The organism is Cobetia sp. PDI-12MA (assembly GCF_059507695.1).
The window spans coordinates 239,194-256,748 of sequence record NZ_CM183351.1; the positions used below are offsets into that span (position 1 = coordinate 239,194).

At 59.4% G+C, this 17,555-nt stretch carries 13 protein-coding genes, 5 tRNA genes and 1 pseudogene; 10 read left to right on the plus strand and 9 right to left on the minus strand.

Features of this window, described 5'->3' with window-relative positions:
* The first annotated feature begins 104 nt into the window (after positions 1-104).
* From mutY to AC5WNI_RS01135, 7 genes are all read left to right on the plus strand, one after another.
* Positions 105-1,277 carry an A/G-specific adenine glycosylase gene (gene mutY, locus AC5WNI_RS01105; RefSeq protein ID WP_175090673.1) on the plus strand — a complete coding sequence of 391 codons (1,173 nt, stop codon included), beginning with the start codon at positions 105-107 and terminating at the stop codon, positions 1,275-1,277.
* Between the two features lie 138 nt (positions 1,278-1,415).
* Positions 1,416-1,727: an oxidative damage protection protein gene (locus AC5WNI_RS01110; RefSeq protein ID WP_052384882.1), complete on the plus strand. Its 312-nt coding sequence runs from the start codon at positions 1,416-1,418 to the stop codon at positions 1,725-1,727.
* A gap of 104 nt (positions 1,728-1,831) precedes the next feature.
* Positions 1,832-1,907, plus strand: a tRNA-Phe gene (locus AC5WNI_RS01115).
* Between the two features lie 5 nt (positions 1,908-1,912).
* Positions 1,913-1,987, plus strand: a tRNA-Gln gene (locus AC5WNI_RS01120).
* A gap of 49 nt (positions 1,988-2,036) precedes the next feature.
* Positions 2,037-2,112 (plus strand) — tRNA-Thr (locus AC5WNI_RS01125).
* Positions 2,113-2,189: 77 nt separating this feature from the next.
* Positions 2,190-2,265, plus strand: a tRNA-Phe gene (locus AC5WNI_RS01130).
* A 3-nt stretch (positions 2,266-2,268) separates the two neighbouring features.
* Positions 2,269-2,343, plus strand: a tRNA-Gln gene (locus tag AC5WNI_RS01135).
* A gap of 131 nt (positions 2,344-2,474) precedes the next feature.
* On the opposite strand, the gene AC5WNI_RS01140 is transcribed toward AC5WNI_RS01135, so the two are convergent.
* The 4 genes from AC5WNI_RS01140 to AC5WNI_RS01155 form a co-directional block, all read right to left on the minus strand.
* Positions 2,475-3,752 carry a sigma-54 interaction domain-containing protein gene (locus AC5WNI_RS01140; protein WP_348994699.1) on the minus strand — a complete coding sequence of 426 codons (1,278 nt, stop codon included), beginning with the start codon at positions 3,750-3,752 and terminating at the stop codon, positions 2,475-2,477.
* A gap of 154 nt (positions 3,753-3,906) precedes the next feature.
* Positions 3,907-4,290 carry a hypothetical protein gene (locus AC5WNI_RS01145; protein WP_175090675.1) on the minus strand — a complete coding sequence of 128 codons (384 nt, stop codon included), beginning with the start codon at positions 4,288-4,290 and terminating at the stop codon, positions 3,907-3,909.
* A gap of 116 nt (positions 4,291-4,406) precedes the next feature.
* Entirely contained in the window at positions 4,407-5,276 is an 870-nt protein-coding gene (locus AC5WNI_RS01150) for a hypothetical protein (protein ID WP_175090676.1), read from the minus strand.
* Between the two features lie 25 nt (positions 5,277-5,301).
* Positions 5,302-6,225, minus strand: coding sequence for a CsgG/HfaB family protein (locus AC5WNI_RS01155; protein WP_254627223.1), 924 nt, complete (start codon positions 6,223-6,225; stop codon positions 5,302-5,304).
* Positions 6,226-6,814: 589 nt separating this feature from the next.
* Between AC5WNI_RS01155 and thpD the strand changes: the two genes are divergently transcribed.
* Both thpD and AC5WNI_RS01165 read left to right on the plus strand, forming a co-directional pair.
* Complete coding sequence (gene thpD, locus AC5WNI_RS01160; RefSeq protein WP_352230716.1) at positions 6,815-7,921, plus strand: ectoine hydroxylase; 1,107 nt, start codon at positions 6,815-6,817, stop codon at positions 7,919-7,921.
* Between the two features lie 206 nt (positions 7,922-8,127).
* Positions 8,128-8,862, plus strand: a complete 735-nt coding sequence (locus AC5WNI_RS01165; RefSeq protein ID WP_487886323.1) for a fumarylacetoacetate hydrolase family protein — start codon at positions 8,128-8,130, stop codon at positions 8,860-8,862.
* Positions 8,863-9,021: 159 nt separating this feature from the next.
* Here the strand turns inward: AC5WNI_RS01165 and speA are convergent, their stop codons facing one another.
* The 3 genes from speA to AC5WNI_RS01180 all read right to left on the minus strand — a co-directional run bounded on the left by speA (position 9,022) and on the right by AC5WNI_RS01180 (position 12,584).
* On the minus strand, positions 9,022-10,920 hold the full coding sequence (gene speA, locus AC5WNI_RS01170; protein ID WP_175090678.1) for a biosynthetic arginine decarboxylase: 1,899 nt from the start codon (positions 10,918-10,920) through the stop codon (positions 9,022-9,024).
* A 176-nt stretch (positions 10,921-11,096) separates the two neighbouring features.
* On the minus strand, positions 11,097-12,059 hold the full coding sequence (locus AC5WNI_RS01175; RefSeq protein ID WP_175090679.1) for a homoserine kinase: 963 nt from the start codon (positions 12,057-12,059) through the stop codon (positions 11,097-11,099).
* Between the two features lie 195 nt (positions 12,060-12,254).
* On the minus strand, positions 12,255-12,584 hold the full coding sequence (locus tag AC5WNI_RS01180) for a DUF2782 domain-containing protein (protein ID WP_175090680.1): 330 nt from the start codon (positions 12,582-12,584) through the stop codon (positions 12,255-12,257).
* Between the two features lie 342 nt (positions 12,585-12,926).
* On the opposite strand from AC5WNI_RS01180, the gene polA reads away from it, so the two are divergent.
* Entirely contained in the window at positions 12,927-15,815 is a 2,889-nt protein-coding gene (gene polA / locus AC5WNI_RS01185; protein WP_175090681.1) for a DNA polymerase I, read from the plus strand.
* Positions 15,816-15,857: 42 nt separating this feature from the next.
* On the opposite strand, the pseudogene AC5WNI_RS01190 reads toward polA, so the two are convergent.
* Together AC5WNI_RS01190 and AC5WNI_RS01195 are read right to left on the minus strand one after the other, a co-directional pair.
* Positions 15,858-16,412, minus strand: a pseudogene (locus tag AC5WNI_RS01190) (P-loop ATPase, Sll1717 family); the annotation flags it as partial.
* 235 nt (positions 16,413-16,647) lie between these two features.
* Positions 16,648-17,406, minus strand: coding sequence for a P-loop ATPase, Sll1717 family (locus AC5WNI_RS01195; RefSeq protein WP_495928571.1), 759 nt, complete (start codon positions 17,404-17,406; stop codon positions 16,648-16,650).
* Between the last annotated feature and the right edge of the window lie 149 nt (positions 17,407-17,555).

Genomic DNA, 17,555 nt, shown 5'->3' on the forward strand with positions numbered 1-17,555 from the left:
GCTCCCTACGCAGCAAGACCGGCACGCCAGCTCCTCGGGGCTGGCGTGCTGCCGTTTGAGCCCAGGCCATGGCGTCGACCATGGCGCGAGCAGAGGAAGTTTTGATGGCGCGACCTGACACTGCTGCCACGCCAGATGTGACAGCTCCCGAGAGCCATGCCACGCCCGGCTTCGAAGACATCGCCCTGAGTCCCGAGGCGTTTCAGGCGCGCGTGTTCGACTGGTTCGATGAGCATGGCCGCAAGCACCTGCCCTGGCAGGAGAACACCACGCCGTATCGCGTGTGGGTCTCGGAGATCATGCTCCAGCAGACCCAGGTCGCGACGGTGCTGCCGTACTACGCCCGCTTCATGGAGCGCTTTCCGGATGTCGCGGCGCTGGCGGCGGCGGATATCGATGACGTGCTGCATCTGTGGACGGGCCTTGGCTACTACGCGCGGGCGCGCAATCTGCACAAGGCCGCTCAGCAGGTCGTGAATGAGCACGACGGCGCCTTCCCGGTCGAGAGTGTCGAGGCACTGTCGGCCTTGCCGGGCATCGGGCGTTCGACCGCCGGGGCGATCATCAGTATCAGCACCGGACAGCGGGCGCCGATTCTCGATGGCAACGTCAAGCGCGTGCTGGCACGTCTGCATGCCGTGGAGGGCTGGCCGGGACGTCCGGCGGTGGAGCGCAAGCTGTGGACGCTGGCGGAGCGCTACACGCCGCAGGTGCGGCTGGCGGACTGGACCCAGGCGATGATGGATCTCGGGGCCACCCTGTGCACGCGTGGCAGCAAGCCGGATTGCGCGCGTTGCCCTTTCGAGGAAGTCTGCGTGGCGCATGCGCGTGGCGAAGAGAAGCGCTTCCCCGAGAGCAAGCCCAAGAAGACCATTCCGACGCGTCAGACACTGATGTTGCTGGTCAGTGACGAGGCGGGGAAGATCCTGCTGGAACGCCGTCCGCCGACGGGCATCTGGGGTGGCCTATGGGCGCCGCCACTGGTCGAGGACCGCGAGGCCGCGCGGGAATGGATCGCCCGCGAAGCCCGCGGTGCTCATCTGGAGGCGCCACTGGCAAGTTTCGAGCATGTCTTCAGTCACTTCCGACTGACCATCACGCCACAGCCGGTGCAGCTGGGGGAGGCAGGGCTTGCGCCAGCTCAAGCGGCCGAGAGCGTCAGCGAGTCGGCCGCCGACCGTCGCTTCGTCGACCCTGCCGCGCCGGACGCCGTGGGCCTGCCGGCGCCGGTCAAGGCGCTGCTGGCACGCTGCACGGATGATCTGTTCGGGCTGTGAGGCCTTGTCGGTGTCGGCATCGTCCGCACGTCTGGGGCAAAGCGGCTCAAGCGTGCGAGAATGAGGCAACAGTAAAGGCGTCTGGCGAAGGCTCGACGCTCATCCGCACTGACATCCAGTTCTCTTACGGAGTTACCCATGCGCACCGTACATTGCCGCAAGTATGACCAGGACCTGCCGGGTCTCGATTTTCCGCCGCTGCCGGGCGAGAAGGGCCAGGACATCTGGTCCAACGTCTCGAAGCAGGCATGGGAAGAGTGGCAGGCGCTGCAGACGCGTCTGATCAACGAGAAACACCTCAACATGATGGATGCCGACAGCCGTCGCTATCTGATGGAGCAGATGGATCGCTTCTTCAACAACCAGGAGACGGACCAGGCTGAAGGTTTCGTGCCGACGGACGCCGCCGCCAAGGGTGAATCGCAGGGCGGACAGGGCTACGAAGTCTGAGTGGACGGCGAGGACGGCGGAAGGCGAATTACGACGCCAAATTCTTGATAAGCAAGGGTTGACGTCGGGAAAGGTTTTCTATTTAATACGTCCTCGTTGGCAAGGGCCAGATAGCTCAGTTGGTAGAGCAGGGGATTGAAAATCCCCGTGTCGGCGGTTCGATTCCGTCTCTGGCCACCAAGTGTTGGGGTATAGCCAAGTGGTAAGGCACCGGTTTTTGGTATCGGCATTCCCAGGTTCGAGTCCTGGTACCCCAGCCAGCTGACATGCAGTAACGTAGTAAGAAGACTCATATCATGAGTTCTTTGTGCCGGCTTAGCTCAGTTGGTAGAGCAACTGACTTGTAATCAGTAGGTCGAGGGTTCGACTCCTTTAGCCGGCACCATCTTCAGGCTTCTGTAGATGAGCGAAGAACACACGATATAGAGGTCGCCTTGGCGGCTTTTTTTGTGTCTTCAGGTTGGCCAGATAGCTCAGTTGGTAGAGCAGGGGATTGAAAATCCCCGTGTCGGCGGTTCGATTCCGTCTCTGGCCACCAAATTGGGGTATAGCCAAGTGGTAAGGCACCGGTTTTTGGTATCGGCATTCCCAGGTTCGAGTCCTGGTACCCCAGCCAATTCTGGCTAGCTGATGAAGTCGCAGGATGAATTCGGCAGCCAACAGAAAAGCCACCCTTCGGGGTGGCTTTTTTGCGTCTGGAGTAAAGGTCTGGACGGCAGCTTGGTATACCGCAGGCCAGCGCTTCTCTCAGTGCGAGGTGGGCTCTTCCGGGTGCATCGCCAGCCAGCTCAGGCGCTTGCGATAGATGGTAGAGGGGGCGATCTCCAGTATCGCCGCAGCGCGGGGGATACTGCCATCACAGGCGCTGATAACGCTCTCGATCGCCTCGCGTTCGACCATCCACAGCGGGCGCAGCGTGGTCTCGCTGTCCTCCTGCGCGTTGTGGCTGACCGACGTGCGATGCGCCGTGCTGGAGGGCAAATCCAGCATGTCGGCCGTCAGCACCTCACCATCATTGAGGATGATGGCGCGCCGCAGCGTGTTTTCCAGCTCTCGCACGTTGCCGGGCCAGTCATGGGCCAGCAGCTGACGCTCGGCGCATGCACTGAGTCGTGTGAAGCGCTTGCCTTCGTGGCCTGCCATGCGTCCCAGCAGCCCGGTGGCGATCTCCAGGATATCCTGACCGCGCTCGCGCAGTGGCGGCACCTTGAGCGGAATGACGTGCAGGCGATAGAAGAGGTCTTCCCGGAAGCGGTGAGTATCGACCAGTACTCGCGGGTTCTGATGCGTGGCGCACACGATGCGGCAATTGACCTCTACCGTGCGCGTGGCGCCCACCGGCATTACCTGCCCCGTCTGCAGGAAGCGCAGCAGCTTGCTCTGCAAGGGCAGCGGCAGCTCCGCGATCTCATCGAGAAACAGCGTCCCCCCATCTGCCGCCACGGCGAGCCCCTGCTGGGCGCTCACGGCTCCCGTGAAAGCCCCGCGCACATGTCCGAACAATTGCGACTCCAGCAGCTCTGCCGGAATGGCGGCACAATTGACGGCGATGAATGGGCCGTCACGTACCGGGCTATGGCGGTGAATGGCAGTGGCACACAATTCCTTGCCGCTGCCGCTTTCGCCGGTGATGAAGATGGGAGCGTCCGAGTGGGCGACCTGGATGAGAGTGCGATAGAGCGTCTGCATGGCCGATGAGTCTCCGATAAACTCCCCAAAACCGCGAGGTCGCTTTACCGGTAGTTCCCTTACCCGCGAGGTAGTGGAGATATCGTCAGCCAGATTCAATGCGGTAGCCGATGATGCAGCCTGATGAGCTTTCAGTGCGGTCATGAGTGTTGTTCCCTTGCTGCTGGTCTTTCTGCATTGCCTGCGCTTCGTGCGAGCGGGCTGCGAAAGAATAATTGTCGGGCTGCTTCTGGTGACAGCCTCACCGGAGAGTCTGGATTCTCCAGCGTTGAGTGTTCGTCTTGAGGGTTTATCGAGTTCCCATATAGAGGTTAATGACTTGTGCGAGATGATCATGGCGGCTTTTAGTGCGTTTTTTCCGCTCCCCCTGAGTGGCAGACTTCTCAGTCTCGACGCTTGCCTGGCTGACCAACTCTCTACTCACGCTGAAAGGGTGAGCCCTGGTATCTGATGGTCTGTCTTGCCGCTGATGACTGTCCCGGGCAGTGCATCACTGGGCGTCTTCCTCTTCATCTCCGTTGTTGTGGGTAATGGTGAAGTCAGTCGACGATGTCTGAGAGCTACCATCCGCGGATTGATCCGCAGTGCTGTCGATGGTGCCGGTGGAACCATCACTCAGCGTCTGTTCGATCTGTTGCCAGTTGCCGATCGAGGTGCTGCTGCCGGTATTGAGGGTGTATTGCCCGATATTGGTATCGGACCCTTCCCCCAGGCTGCCGGCCTTCTTGCTCTCGTAGAGGATCAGGGCGGATTCTGCGCTACGAGCCGGAAAGTCGTAGGGGAAGGGCCCCATCAGCGAGTTGGCGCTGGCAGTCGTGGCCAGCAGGCATCCCGCACTGACGACCCCCAGGCTGATACGTGTAAAGGCATTCATGTCTTGCTCCTTTCGCTCTGTGAAAGATGCAGTGTCTGATGCGTGAGACTTCTGATGTCGGCAGATGCTGAAACACACGCGGGTCGCCCCGCGTGTGTTGGTTGCCTGCTGAGGATTTACGGAGTAACGGGACCGACGGAGACGGACATGTTGTTACCCACGGAGGTCGCGGCATTGTTGATGACCGGGCCATCGAAGCTGCCTGCCGGCGGCAGATCCAGCGTGATGTTGCTGACCTTGGCAGTTGAACTGATGTTGGCGAAGCTCATCTGGGTATTGTCGGCAATCAGGGCGCTATCGATATCTGTGCTATCCAGAGTGACCGACATATTGTTGCCCACGGAGGTCGCGGCATTGTCCACGCTCAGGTTGAGAATGTTGTCGACCTTGGCCAAGGACTCGACTTCAGCAGTGCCCGGGTAGAAGAAATAGCCACCAGAACCTGCCAAGAACTGCTCATTGTGCAGGTTGACCATGGCATCACTATCCACCGAGACATTGTTGCCCACCGAAGTGGCGGCATTCTCCAGGGACTCGAGCTTGGTGATGTCAGGATTGGGTGTGGAACCGGCATAGCTGATATAGACATCAACATCAGCGTTAGCATTTGCAGCTGCAGCTGCGCCCGCATTGGCTGTTGAATGATGATTCCAGCTGTGTGCACTCGCATTGGCTGCCGCACTGCTGCCTGCACTGAGACTATCAACTAGTTCGATAGTAGGGTCACCTGCTTCACCTGCACCGTAGCTGACATCACTGACGATGGCTTCGGAGCTGACATCACCGATCTGCTTCTGCAGACTTTCGACCATCACCAGGCCACCTGGATCTTTGATTTTCGGATCAATATAGACGTCAATGTTGACATCGGTATTCACCTGACCATCCCAGTTCCAGTCCACGTTATCGAAGGCTTGCGCCTGACTTGCCATCATCACACCACTTACGAGACCGATGGCGACTGCGAGCTTGTTATAGGTAGTCATTGTCATGTTCCTCATGAATGTTGACTTATTGTGCTGCGCTGGATGCTGCCGGTACTTCTGATGCGGGTGTTGCTTGCAACGGTGTTGCGACTGCTTCATTTGATTCATTGCCACTTGCTGCATTACTGCTGGTATTGGCTGCGGCCACTTGCTGCGTGTTGCTAACGTCGTCTGCAACATGCTGTCCCGGGTGGAGCTCGCATTCCTGCCCCGCAGGTACAGGAAGCCCCAGGCCTTCAGTCAGAAGCTGGTACGCGCCCATCTCCACGACTGATCTCACGCCCAGCTGCAGTGGTTCATTGCGCACTGCGCCGGAGTCAAACTCGACCAACTGATTGCCGAAGAAGCGGTAGATACCGGCTTCGACTTCGTAACCCACCACCTGCTTCTGCAGGCTGGTGACATAGACGGTGCGGAAGGTACGGATATCGACCATGCGCAGGTCAAGGCCGACATTGATGACTGCAGTGCGCAGTCCGGCCCCGATTCCGCTGACAAACAGGCGGGCGCCGCCGCTTGAAATGTTGTAATTGAGCTCTGTAAGAGCACCGAGAATCACGAAATGCGAAGGGAGGACTGCCAGTTTTCGCGGCGAGTAGGCCATTGCCTTGTTCTCGAAAAGCTGCTGCTCTGCCAGCGGGACTCGCACATCGAGACGCTCGGTAAGATGCACCTTGCGAGTCTTGTAGAGAGCACTTATCAGCATCTCGGATACACCCTGGGTCACGGCAGCACTCTCTGTCACGGTGGAGTAACTGCGTTGACCGGTCTTGTCCGTCACCTGACCCACTGCAATCACAGGCAGGTTGGTGGCTCCCTGAATTCGACTGAGTGACACGAGGCATTCGCTATATGGCGTGTTGTTGGAGGTGACTGGTGGCCCTACGACCGGTTCGACATTGTCGAATTTCGGTTCGACAGCGGCGCAGCCCCCCAGCACTGTGGCCATGCAAGCGGCCATGCATATCCGTGGCTTAAACATGCTGGAAGTTCCCCTGGTGTGACGCATGATCCTGCGCCGTTATTTTTCTCTGATATGTCTCTATCAGTTGTTCTGCCGTGCTTTCCTAGGGGCACGAAGCGTGCCAAACAATTTCACAATATTTCACAGACACTTACGCATTAACGCGCGATGTTGCGCGCGATGCGTTTTGCAAATGGCGAAGCGAAGTGAGGGGAAATACCACGGGCATGGTGCCAGTGGTGAGCCGCTGATTAAGCCGGTTATCTCACGAAAGATGAGATTCAGTGCCAACAGGATGAGCCAGAACTGGCGAGAGGGGATGACTGAAGGATTTTGTCATTCGCGAGGCACAGACGGCCTCATGTTTTCTTGAGAAGGGTGATGGCGGGAGTGGTGTGAGATTGGATGGTCTTTTAACGATCTTGAGGATCAGATCTCTATGCTTATTTCATGAATCTCGGGGGTTGAAGTCTGTTGTATGGCCCATAGGTGGGACAGTGCGGGCAAGCCGCATGCTAGAACGCCAGATTCCACTTTCCTCAATGCAAGACATTGATGCCTTAAGGAGAGCACGATGACAGCTTCACGCCATATGACTTCGTACAACGCCACTTCCGCTCTTTCGTCCAAGCAACGTCAACACGAGCAGACCGATGGTGGCAACGTCAGCGCCGCTGCAGACGCCTCCCATCAGTCGCTGGACGCCCGTCAGACCAATGCCGACCGTGATCAGGCGCCGGAAGCCTATCTCGACAAGTCGGGCAGCGATCGAGGGTCCGATCACTCGCGAGATGCCTATCCGACGCGCCTGAGCCAGCCACCGGAGCACCTGTGGCAGAAACGCCGCGAGCCCGTCGTGCACTCGCGTGCCGATGAGGGGCCGCTGGGCGCCGAGCAGCTCAAGCGCTTCGAGCGTGACGGCTTCCTGTTCGAGCCGGAATTCTTGGCGCCGGAGGAAGTCGAGACGCTGAAGGCCGAGCTGGCAGCGCTGCTCGACAATGAAGAGTGGCAGGGACGTGATTTCACCATCACCGAGCCCAAGAGCCGCGAGATTCGCTCCATCTTCGCCGTGCATTTCCTGTCCGAGCGCTTCCGCCAGCTGGCTGAGGACCCGCGTCTGGTCGATCGCGCGCGCCAGATCCTGGGGGGCGATGTCTATGTCCACCAGTCGCGCATCAACTACAAGCCGGGCTTCGAGGGCAAGGGCTTCAACTGGCACTCGGACTTCGAAACCTGGCACGCCGAGGATGGCATGCCGGAGATGCGCGCGGTCAGCGCCTCGATCATCCTGACCGACAATCACCACTTCAATGGTCCGCTGATGCTGATCCCCGGCTCGCATGAAGTCTTCGTGCACTGCCTGGGCGAGACGCCGGATGACAACCACAAGTCATCCCTGCAGACCCAGAAGGTCGGTGTGCCCTCGCGCGAAGCGCTGAGCGAGCTGATCGCCGAGCGTGGTATCGAAGCACCGACCGGTGCCGCCGGTGGTCTGTTGATGTTCGACTGCAACACGCTGCATGGCTCCAACGCCAACATGTCGCCGGACCCGCGCAGCAACGCCTTCTTCGTCTACAACCGCGTCGACAACGCGATGCAGGCGCCCTTTGCCGCCGCGCGTCCGCGCCCGGAATTTCTCGCGCACCGTCTCGATGGTGGCTGGGACGAACTTGAAGACTGAAGTTGAAGACTGAGCTGGAAAACTGAACTTGAATACCTGGGTTGAAGACCTGGCCTGAAGACCGAAGTGGACAGAACTGCACAACGCCGGGTTGCGCTCAGGCGGCGAAATCTCGGACGTTGGTGTGGTAGTGGCAGGCTGTCGGGGCGACGTATCATTGCGATATCTCTCATTGATCCTCCATCACGCCCCGACAGGAGTTCGGCATGCCGCTTGCTCAGCGTTTCACCCCGCGTTTCAGCGATGGTCGCGTCTTCGCTCGTGACCTCGGCAAGGTGGTCTGTGTCGGCCGCAATTACGCAGCCCATGCCGCGGAGCTCGGCAATGAAGTGCCCAGCGAGCCGCTGTTGTTCATCAAGCCCGCCACCAGCGTGACACCGATGGACAAGCCATTGGCGATCTCGCGGCGGCGCGGCCAGTACCACTATGAGGCCGAGCTGGCGCTGCTGATCGGCAAGCCGCTGTGTGAAGCCAATGAAGCAGAGGCGCTGGAAGCACTGGCCGGCATGGGCCTGGCGCTGGACCTGACCCTGCGTGAGCGCCAGAGCAAGCTCAAGGCCAAGGGCCAGCCGTGGGAGCTGGCCAAGGCCTTCGATGGCAGCTGTCCGCTGTCCACCTTCGTGGCGCTGGATGGACCACGTTGGCGTGATGCCGATGGCGAGCTGCACGATGTGGATTTCCAGGCGCTGCATTATCGCTTCGCCATCGACGGCGAGCAGCGCCAGCAGGCGGATACCAGCCTGATGCTGTTCTCCGTCGCGCGGCTGCTCAGTGAAATCAGCCACAGCTTCACCCTGCTGCCCGGCGATGTGGTGCTGACCGGCACGCCGGAAGGCGTCGGCGAGCTGAATCAGGATCAGGCGCTGGCACTGGCGCTGGATGCCCCGGATGGCAGCGGCGAGCTTCTGCGTGTCGAGACACGCACGCGCGGCGTGGCATGACGTATGGGGCTGATTCAGCCCTGAGCGAGTAACAGCAGCCCCGAGCGGGTTAAAAAAGAAAAGCCCCTGCCGGGTCACCGGCAGGGGCTTTTGCTGTCTGGATTTCAGCTTTTGACGCGGACTCGGCTCAGGACACCAGGCCCCAATCTCGGCAGCGTCTCAGCTCTCCAGGTAGGTGTAGCCGTCGAGACCGGCCTTCAGGTCTTCGAGCAGGTCTGCCTGTTCCAGCGCATTCAGGTTGGATGACTTGAGCTGACGCGCGAGGCGCGCGGCCAGCTGATCCGGGTCGAAGTTCACGTAGCGCAGCACCTGCGCCACGCTATCACCTTGAATGGCATGGGAAAGCTGCCACTGACCATCGTCGTCGAGGCTGGCATCCACGGAATCGGTATCGCCGAACAGGTTGTGCAGATCGCCGAGGATTTCCTGATAGGCGCCGACCATGAAGAAGCCGAGCAGCTTCTCTTCATCGGCATGCCATTCCGGCAGCGGCAGGGTGGCGTCCAGGCCCTGGTCATCCACATAGGTGTCGATGCGGCCATCGCTGTCACAGGTGATGTCCTGAATCACGCCACGACGTGTCGGCGCGCGGTCGAGACCGGTCAGCGGCAGGATCGGGAAGATCTGCTCGATGCCCCAGATGTCCGGCAGCGACTGGAACAGCGAGAAGTTGACGAACAGCTTGTCGGCCAGCTTCTCGTTGAGCTCATCGAGCACCGCGCGGTGCGAACGCTGACGCGCATCGAGACGCCCGGCCAGGCTGCGACACACGTTGGTGTAGATGGCCTCGGCCTCGGCGCGGATGGCGATGCTCGCCAGCCCCATCACGAAGCGCTCCTGCACCTGATGCTGGGCGTGCACCACGGCGTGGTAGATCTCCACCAGCTCACGCGGCTCCAGCTGACCCTCCAGTCGTGCAGCCTGGGCCCACAGCGCGGCGATCTGGGCATCGTCCTCGCGGCGTGCGGGCAGCGGCAGGTTCACGCACTCCTCGCCGATCACGTCCGTTATCAGCACCGCGTGATGGGCGGTCAGGGCGCGGCCGGATTCGGAGATGATGTGCGGGTGCGGCAAATCATGGGCATCACAGACGGCGTGGAAGGCGCCGACCACGTAGTCGGCATATTCTCGCATCGAGTAGTTGAGCGAGCAGGCGCTTTCCGAGCGGGTGCCTTCGTAGTCCACCCCCAGGCCGCCACCGACATCGACGATCTCCACGCCGGCGCCTGCTTCGTGCAGACCCTGATAGAAGCGCGCGCACTCGGCCAGACCGCGCTGGATATCGCTGATGTCCGCGATCTGGGAGCCAAGATGGAAGTGGACCAGCTTGAGGCAATCCAGCGCATCCACTTCGCGCAGACGTTCGACCAGCGCGACGATCTGGCTGGCGGTCAGGCCGAACTTGGACTTCTCGCCGCCGGTGTTCTGCCAGTTGCCCTTGCCGATGGTGGCCAGGCGCGCGCGCAGGCCGATGCGCGGGCGCACGCCCAGACGCCTGGCCTCTTCCAGCACCAGTTCCAGCTCGCTGGCCTTCTCGACCACCAGATGCACGCGGTGGCCGAGCTTCTCGCCCATCAGCGCCAGACGCACGTATTCGCGGTCCTTGTAGCCATTGCAGACGATCACCGACGGGCCGTTGTCCGACAGCGCCAGCACGGCGAGCAGTTCCGGCTTGCTGCCGGCTTCCAGCCCGACACGCCCGCGTGAGCGCTCGCTGGTCGCCAGCAGCTCCTCGACCACGCGACGCTGCTGATTGACCTTGATCGGGTAGACGGCGGTGTAGCTGGCGCCATAGCCGCGCGCACTGATGGCGGCATCGAAGGCAGCGCACAGCTGCTCGACGCGGTCATGCAGGATATCGGCGAAGCGAACCAGCAACGGCAGGCGCAGGCCCTGGGCGCGCGACTTGTCGATCAGCGAGATCAGCGGCAGCGCAGGCGTGCCCGGCTCGCCATGCGGGCGCACCAGTGTCAGGCCATCCTGGCCCACGTCGAAATAGCCGCTGCCCCACTGGTCGATGTTGTAGGTGCGGCGTGCTTCGGCTGCAAAGGAGGTCATCGCGGTCTCCGGAGATGGACGGCGTGAAGGCAAGCCCGGCGGTGCTCAACAGGTGTGGGCAGCGTCGGAGAAGACAATGACGCCCGCAGGAATGCGGGCGCTCAGAGGGCGCATTATGCCTGCTGGGGGCCAGCAGGCAATTGCTTTGACGACTCGGTCAGTACGCAAGATGCCGATCAGGCCGGTTGCGTGGCCTCGGGCAGCGGCAGAGCGCCTTCCTCGATGCGCCGACCCAGCAGCTGGCGGTATTGCGCCGGGTCCTTCGGCGTCAGGTTGTGGGCGGGCGGGTCCACGTAGACCACCAGCAGGCGTGACAGCCAATAGCGCAGCGCGGTCATGCGCAGCATGCTCGGCCACAGACGGCGTTCGTCGGCATTCATCGGGCGCTCGGCGAGATAGGCGCTGAGCAGGGCGTCATAACGCGCCTGGTCCAGACGGCCATCGTCATTGGAGCACCAGTCATTGACCAGAATCGAAAGATCGAAGATCAGGTCGCCGGTGCAGCCGTTGTAGAAGTCGATGATGCCGCCGAGGCGATCGCCGTCGAACAGGGTGTTGTCGCGGAACAGGTCGCCGTGCAGCGCGCCCTGCGGCAGCTCGACACCACTGAAGACGTCTTCGCAGACATCGATCTCGTCGGCCATCAGCGCCTGGTCTTCAGGGTTCAGGTACGCCAGTACCTTGTGGTGCATCGGCTTGATCCAATGCAGGTCACGGGTGTTGGGGCGGTGGCCGGTGAAGTGCTGCGAGACGGCATGCATGCGCCCCAGCGCCGCGCCGATCTCGCGGCACTGTGCCACGTTGGGCGAGACCGGCCAGCTGCCCGGCATACGCGGGAACAGCAGCGCCGGCTTGCCTGCCAGCACCTTGAGCGCCTGGCCGTCGCGGTCGTGCAGCGGGCCCGGCACCGGCAGCTTGTGGCTGGCGAGGAAGTCGAGCAGCTCGACGAAGAAGGGCAGTTCCGCATGCTCGCCCTGCTCGAACAGGGTCAGCACCATCTCGCGGCGCTCGGTGGTGACGAAGAAGGTCGAGTTCTCGGTGCCGTGCGCGACATCCTCAAGCGATGTCAGTGTGCCTGCGTCGTACTCTGCCAGAAATTCTGCGACCTGAGCGTCGCTCAGGGGGGTAAAGACTGCCATGGGTGACTCTTCTCGCCGAAATGTGTCCGCCCCGCCAGTGGCGCGCCGCCGGAGCGAAGCGGCGGCAATGCGCTGACAGGAGTTGTTGTAGGTATGCAGGAAGGATACCGCCACGCCCGGAGGCAAGCGATATGCCGCGGGCGTGACGCCTGTCGCTGCTGGTTCAGCTCTCGCGTGAACCAGATGCCGAGCTTATCACTTTTTCAATGCCCAGCCGGGTACCTTGAGCTGGTTGGCACTGGTGACGCTGGACTTGATGAAGTTGCCGTTGCCGTCACTGTCGAGCAGGAAGAAGGGCGCGCCGCCCTTGGGGATGATCTCGATGGCATAGAGATGGCCATTGACGCGGTATTCGCGCAGCTGGCGGTCATCCTGCTGACGACTGGTGATCTGCGGCTTGGGGGTCTCGCTCTCGGCGACGGCCAGCGGCGCACTCAGGGCGGTGACGGCCAGCAGCAGCCCGGTGGCCAGCAGCGTGGGCAGGCGCAGCAGGGAATGCGGAGCAATGGAAGCAGTCGAGCGCATGACAATCCTCCTTTACACAAGCGCAGCCTGTCTCAGGTTCCGCGTGCGAAAGTTCTGTGAGCAAGGGGTCTGCAAGCAAGAGCACGATGCGTATCTGTGCAGAAGACAAGCGAATCGGCGCTGGCCTGAAACCTTGCCTGATGGGCGCAGTTTACGTCCCTTGCGGGCAGTGTGCACGACTTCCCGCCATCAATGCCGGGCGCAGAAGACACACGCGCCGAGGGTGGCGACTGTGCCTCGCCGCAGCCCTTGCGTATCATGACAGCCATAGCTGCCGAGAGGTTTTCGGCCCCGACTCTGCTTGCCCCAAGCTCACCCTTCAGCCTACGGATGCGACTGCTCATGGCCGCCACGCCGATCGTTCTCGTCGATGGATCTTCCTATCTCTATCGTGCCTTTCATGCTCTGCCGCCGCTGACCACCTCCAAGGGCCTGCCCACCGGCGCGGTGAAGGGCGTGATCAACATGCTCAAGAGCCTGATTCGCCAGTACCCGGACAGCCCCATGGCAGTGGTCTTCGATGCCAAGGGCAAGACCTTCCGCGACGACATGTACCCCGAGTACAAGGCCCAGCGTCCGCCGATGCCGGATGACCTGCGCCTGCAGGTCGAGCCGCTGCATGCCTGCGTGCGTGCCCTTGGCCTGCCACTGCTGTGCGTGGAAGGTGTCGAGGCCGATGACGTCATCGGCACCCTGGCGCGCATGGCGACCGAAGCCGGGCGTGACGCCGTCATCTCTACCGGCGACAAGGACATGGCCCAGCTGGTGAACGAGCACATCACCCTGGTCAACACCATGAAGAACGAGACGCTGGATGTGGACGGCGTCACCGAGAAGTTCGGCATTCCGCCGAACCTGATCATCGACTTCCTCGCGCTGATGGGCGACAAGGTCGACAACATCCCCGGCGTGCCGGGCGTGGGTGAGAAGACCGCGCTGGGCCTGCTGCAGGGCATGGAAGGCGGCCTCGACACCATCTACGGCGATCTCGATCGCATCAAGACGCTCAGCTTCCGTGGCGCCAAGACCCTGGCCAAGAAGATGGAAGCGCATCGTGAAGATGCCTATCTCTCCTATCGCCTCGCCACCATCAAGCTGGACTGCGAGCTGGAATATGGCCTGGATGACCTCGCCATCGCCGCGCCGGATACCGCAGCGCTGGTCGAGCTCTATCGCGAGATGGAGTTCAAGGCCTGGCTGAAGGAGCTGCTGGAAGGCGGCGACATGGCGGCCACGCCGCATGCTGACGAGAAGGACAGCGGGGTCGCCGGCAGTGACCTGTTCGGTGACAGCATCGCGCCGGTCGCTGAAAAGGCCTCAGGCAAGGGCAAGACCGCCACTGCGCCAACCCCTGATCTGGAAGCGGCGGAAGAGGGCGACGAGATGCCCGATGCGCTGCCGCCACGTGAGGAGCGCAACTACCGCGCCATCACCGAGCAGGCCGAGCTGGATGCGTGGCTCGAGCGCGTGCGCAACGCCACCTCGCTGTGCTTCGACCTCGAGACCACCAGCCTCAACTACATGGAAGCCGATATCGTCGGCATCGGCATGGCGCTGGAAGTCGGCGAGGCCGTCTACATTCCCGTTGCCCACAGCTATCTGGATGCCCCTGCGCAGCTGGAGCGTCAGGCCGTGCTGGAAGCGCTGACGCCGATTCTCGCCGACACCGCCATCACCAAGATCGGCCAGAACCTCAAGTACGACATCGAGGTGCTGGCGCGCTATGACATCGCGGTGGCCGGCCCGCTGGCCGACACCATGCTGATGTCCTACGTGCTCAACTCCACCGCGACCCGTCACGACATGGACTCGCTGGCGCTCAAGTATCTGGGCGAGAGCACCATCAGCTTCACCGACATCGCCGGCAAGGGCGCCAAGCAGCTGACGTTCGATCAGATCGCGCTGGAAGAGGCGATGCCGTATGCCTGTGAGGATGTCGACATCACCCTGCGCCTCGCCGCGCTGCTGATGCCGCGCATCGAGAAGCTGGGACGCCTGGGCGAGGTACTGCGTGATTACGAATACCCGCTGATACCGGTGCTGGCGCGCATCGAGCGCAACGGCGTCGCGATCGACCCCGAGCGCCTGCACGCTCAGACGCGTGAGCTGACCGAGCAGATCCACGACATCGAGAAGCAGGCATTCGAGCTGGCGGGCCGCGAGTTCAACCTCTCTTCCCCCAAGCAGCTGGGCGAGATCCTCTTCGAGGAGCAGAAGCTGCCGGTCAAGAAGAAGACCCCCAAGGGTGCACCGTCCACCGCCGAAGCGGTGCTTGAGGAGCTGGCGCTGGACTACCCGCTGCCCAAGCTGATCATGCGTCATCGCGGCATGACCAAGCTCAAGAGCACCTACACCGACAAGCTGCCGCAGCTGGTCAACCCGACCACGCGCCGCCTGCACACCAGCTACCATCAGGCTGTCACCGCCACGGGCCGTCTGTCGTCGTCAGACCCGAACCTGCAGAACATTCCGGTGCGCAGTGACGAGGGCCGTCGTATCCGTCAGGCCTTCATCGCGCGCCCCGGCTATCGCATCGTCGCGGCGGATTACTCGCAGATCGAGCTGCGCATCATGGCGCATCTCTCCGGTGACAAGGGCCTGCTCTCGGCCTTCGCCGAGAATCGCGACGTGCATGCTGCCACCGCCGCGGAAGTCTTCGGCACCCAGGAAGCGAAGGTCAGCAGTGATCAGCGTCGCAGCGCCAAGGCCATCAACTTCGGGCTGATCTACGGCATGTCCGCCTGGGGCCTCTCGCGTCAGCTGGATATCGAACCCGGCCAGGCCAAGACCTACATCGAGCGCTACTTCGAGCGTTATCCGGGTGTCGCCACCTACATGGAAGACACGCGTCAGCTCGCCGCCGAGCAGGGCTACGTCGAGACCATCTTCGGCCGTCGCCTCTACCTGCCGGAAATCGGCTCGCGCAATCACGCGCGTCGTGCTGCCGCCGAGCGCACCGCCATCAACGCCCCGATGCAAGGCAGCGCCGCCGACATCATCAAGCGCGCCATGATCGACGTGGACGCCTGGCTGGCGGGCAATGACGGTAACAAGGCGTACGACGCCATGATGGTCATGCAGGTACACGATGAACTTGTCTTCGAAGTCGCCGAGGCTCAGGTCGAAGACTTCATGAAAGACGTCGCCCAGCGCATGCAGAACGCCGCCTCCCTCGACGTCCCGCTGCTCGTCGAAGTCGAGCAAGGCGACAACTGGGAAGAAGCGCATTAAAAATTTATAGCCAATAACCCCTCTTGGTTGATTATAGAGGGGTTATTGCTTTCCTTTGTCACGGCTAGTGCAATATCGTTTAAAACCATAGTGCATCACTATGCTTGCATCAGGATCTAAGTAGTAAACATCGGAACCATCTAATGGTTCTCGATGCTTGAATTGATAATAAGTGTTCGAGTATTTGTTGCCAATAGCCGAGCGATCAAATAAATCTTCGAGAACTTCTTTAGGAGTGCTATCCCCATTGTAATTGTCTTCGGTTATTTTTAATGCTCGTTGGTAGCTAGGCTCGCCTTCTTTATGCAGTAGTTGCAATATATTTGTTACAGAATCGACTTCACTTGGAGTATAAAAAGACGAAAGCTCGCTTCGAAACTCTCTCATGAGTTGTGATGAGTATTTGGTGATCAAGTCTTGCACAGACTTTTTCTTTAGAGGTATTTTTATAGTTCCGCTTTCAATAGGCTGGAAAAATAAAAGCAGATCACGTGGCCTGAAAAGGGTATGGTCTAATATGTGCTTGAAAGATGTTTTAGGTGTATAGTCCTCTTCTGAGTCAACGAGGCTGTTCCATGGGTTTGAGTGATTATAAGGAAGTTGTGCTCTTTCAAAAGCTTTTTTATTCTAAGGTCTATGAATTTTTTCAGATTCAAGTCGTTTTCATTATCTCCTTTTTGGAAGTCGTCTTGATACCAGTTTATTCTTGCTGAATAAGAGGCCAACATTTTAGCCGTATCAGCGTACTTGTCAGCAATAAATTTTTCCACATCATCCCTGAGTAGTATTATTACCTTCGCATTAATCCCATTGTTTGAAAATAAGTCATTGTTTATGGATTTAGCGACTCTAAGTAAGCTAACGACACTGTCCACACTGGCTTTGTCAGTAGATTTAAAACGATCATCCGGCACCCTACAAATATTACATAAGAGTTTTGGTTCTGCATTTCTATAGGACTCTTGAAGATGCTCTTTATAACATCCTCGAGATGTGGGATTAGTTTGTAAAATGGTGCTCTATTTGACTTTATGGTTATATCGTCATGGAATTTTTGTCTAAAGAATCTTTTAAGCGGTTCGATATTGACATCTATAGATTTATTTTGTGTTATCTCAAAGATATCGGTCTCAGTTATATTGACGAATCCTGTATTCTTTTTCAAAAATTGTCTTAGCTGATCGAAGTCTTTAGAGTCTTTAGCGGCTTCGCTTTCTGTAAAGAGTTTTACAATATGTGTATAGATTAGCCATTTGAAAATAGATTCTTTTTCCAGTTCATGCCCGACATCATTGCCGACTTGCACTAGCATCTCTAGATTTATTTTGTCTTGCTTTATAAAGTCTATAAATAGATTGCTGTCAGAATGTGATTTGGCTTTTGCATATTGTGCGAAAGCGCTTTTCCCTGCTCCTTTACGCCCAATTACAATGAATTTTTCATGGCCTAATTGTGAAAATAGGTTATGCCAATCTTCGTATACTTCAGTTATTTTTACTCTAGAGCTTTCCAGAGCTTCGGCCTCCGCCTCCGGGGAGCCTAGTGAGATGTCTAATCCCTTGTTTTTTCGTGACATACTCTGGAATAGCATAGGTGCTCCTTGTCTTTGTTTTCCCTGTGTCATGCACATTTAATATCTATAAGCCGCATAAGCTATATGTCAGTTAAATATAGCTTATGTCAACTATCCAAATAGACTATTTGTGAAATTGAAAATTAACCTGCTTAAGGCGATGCTGT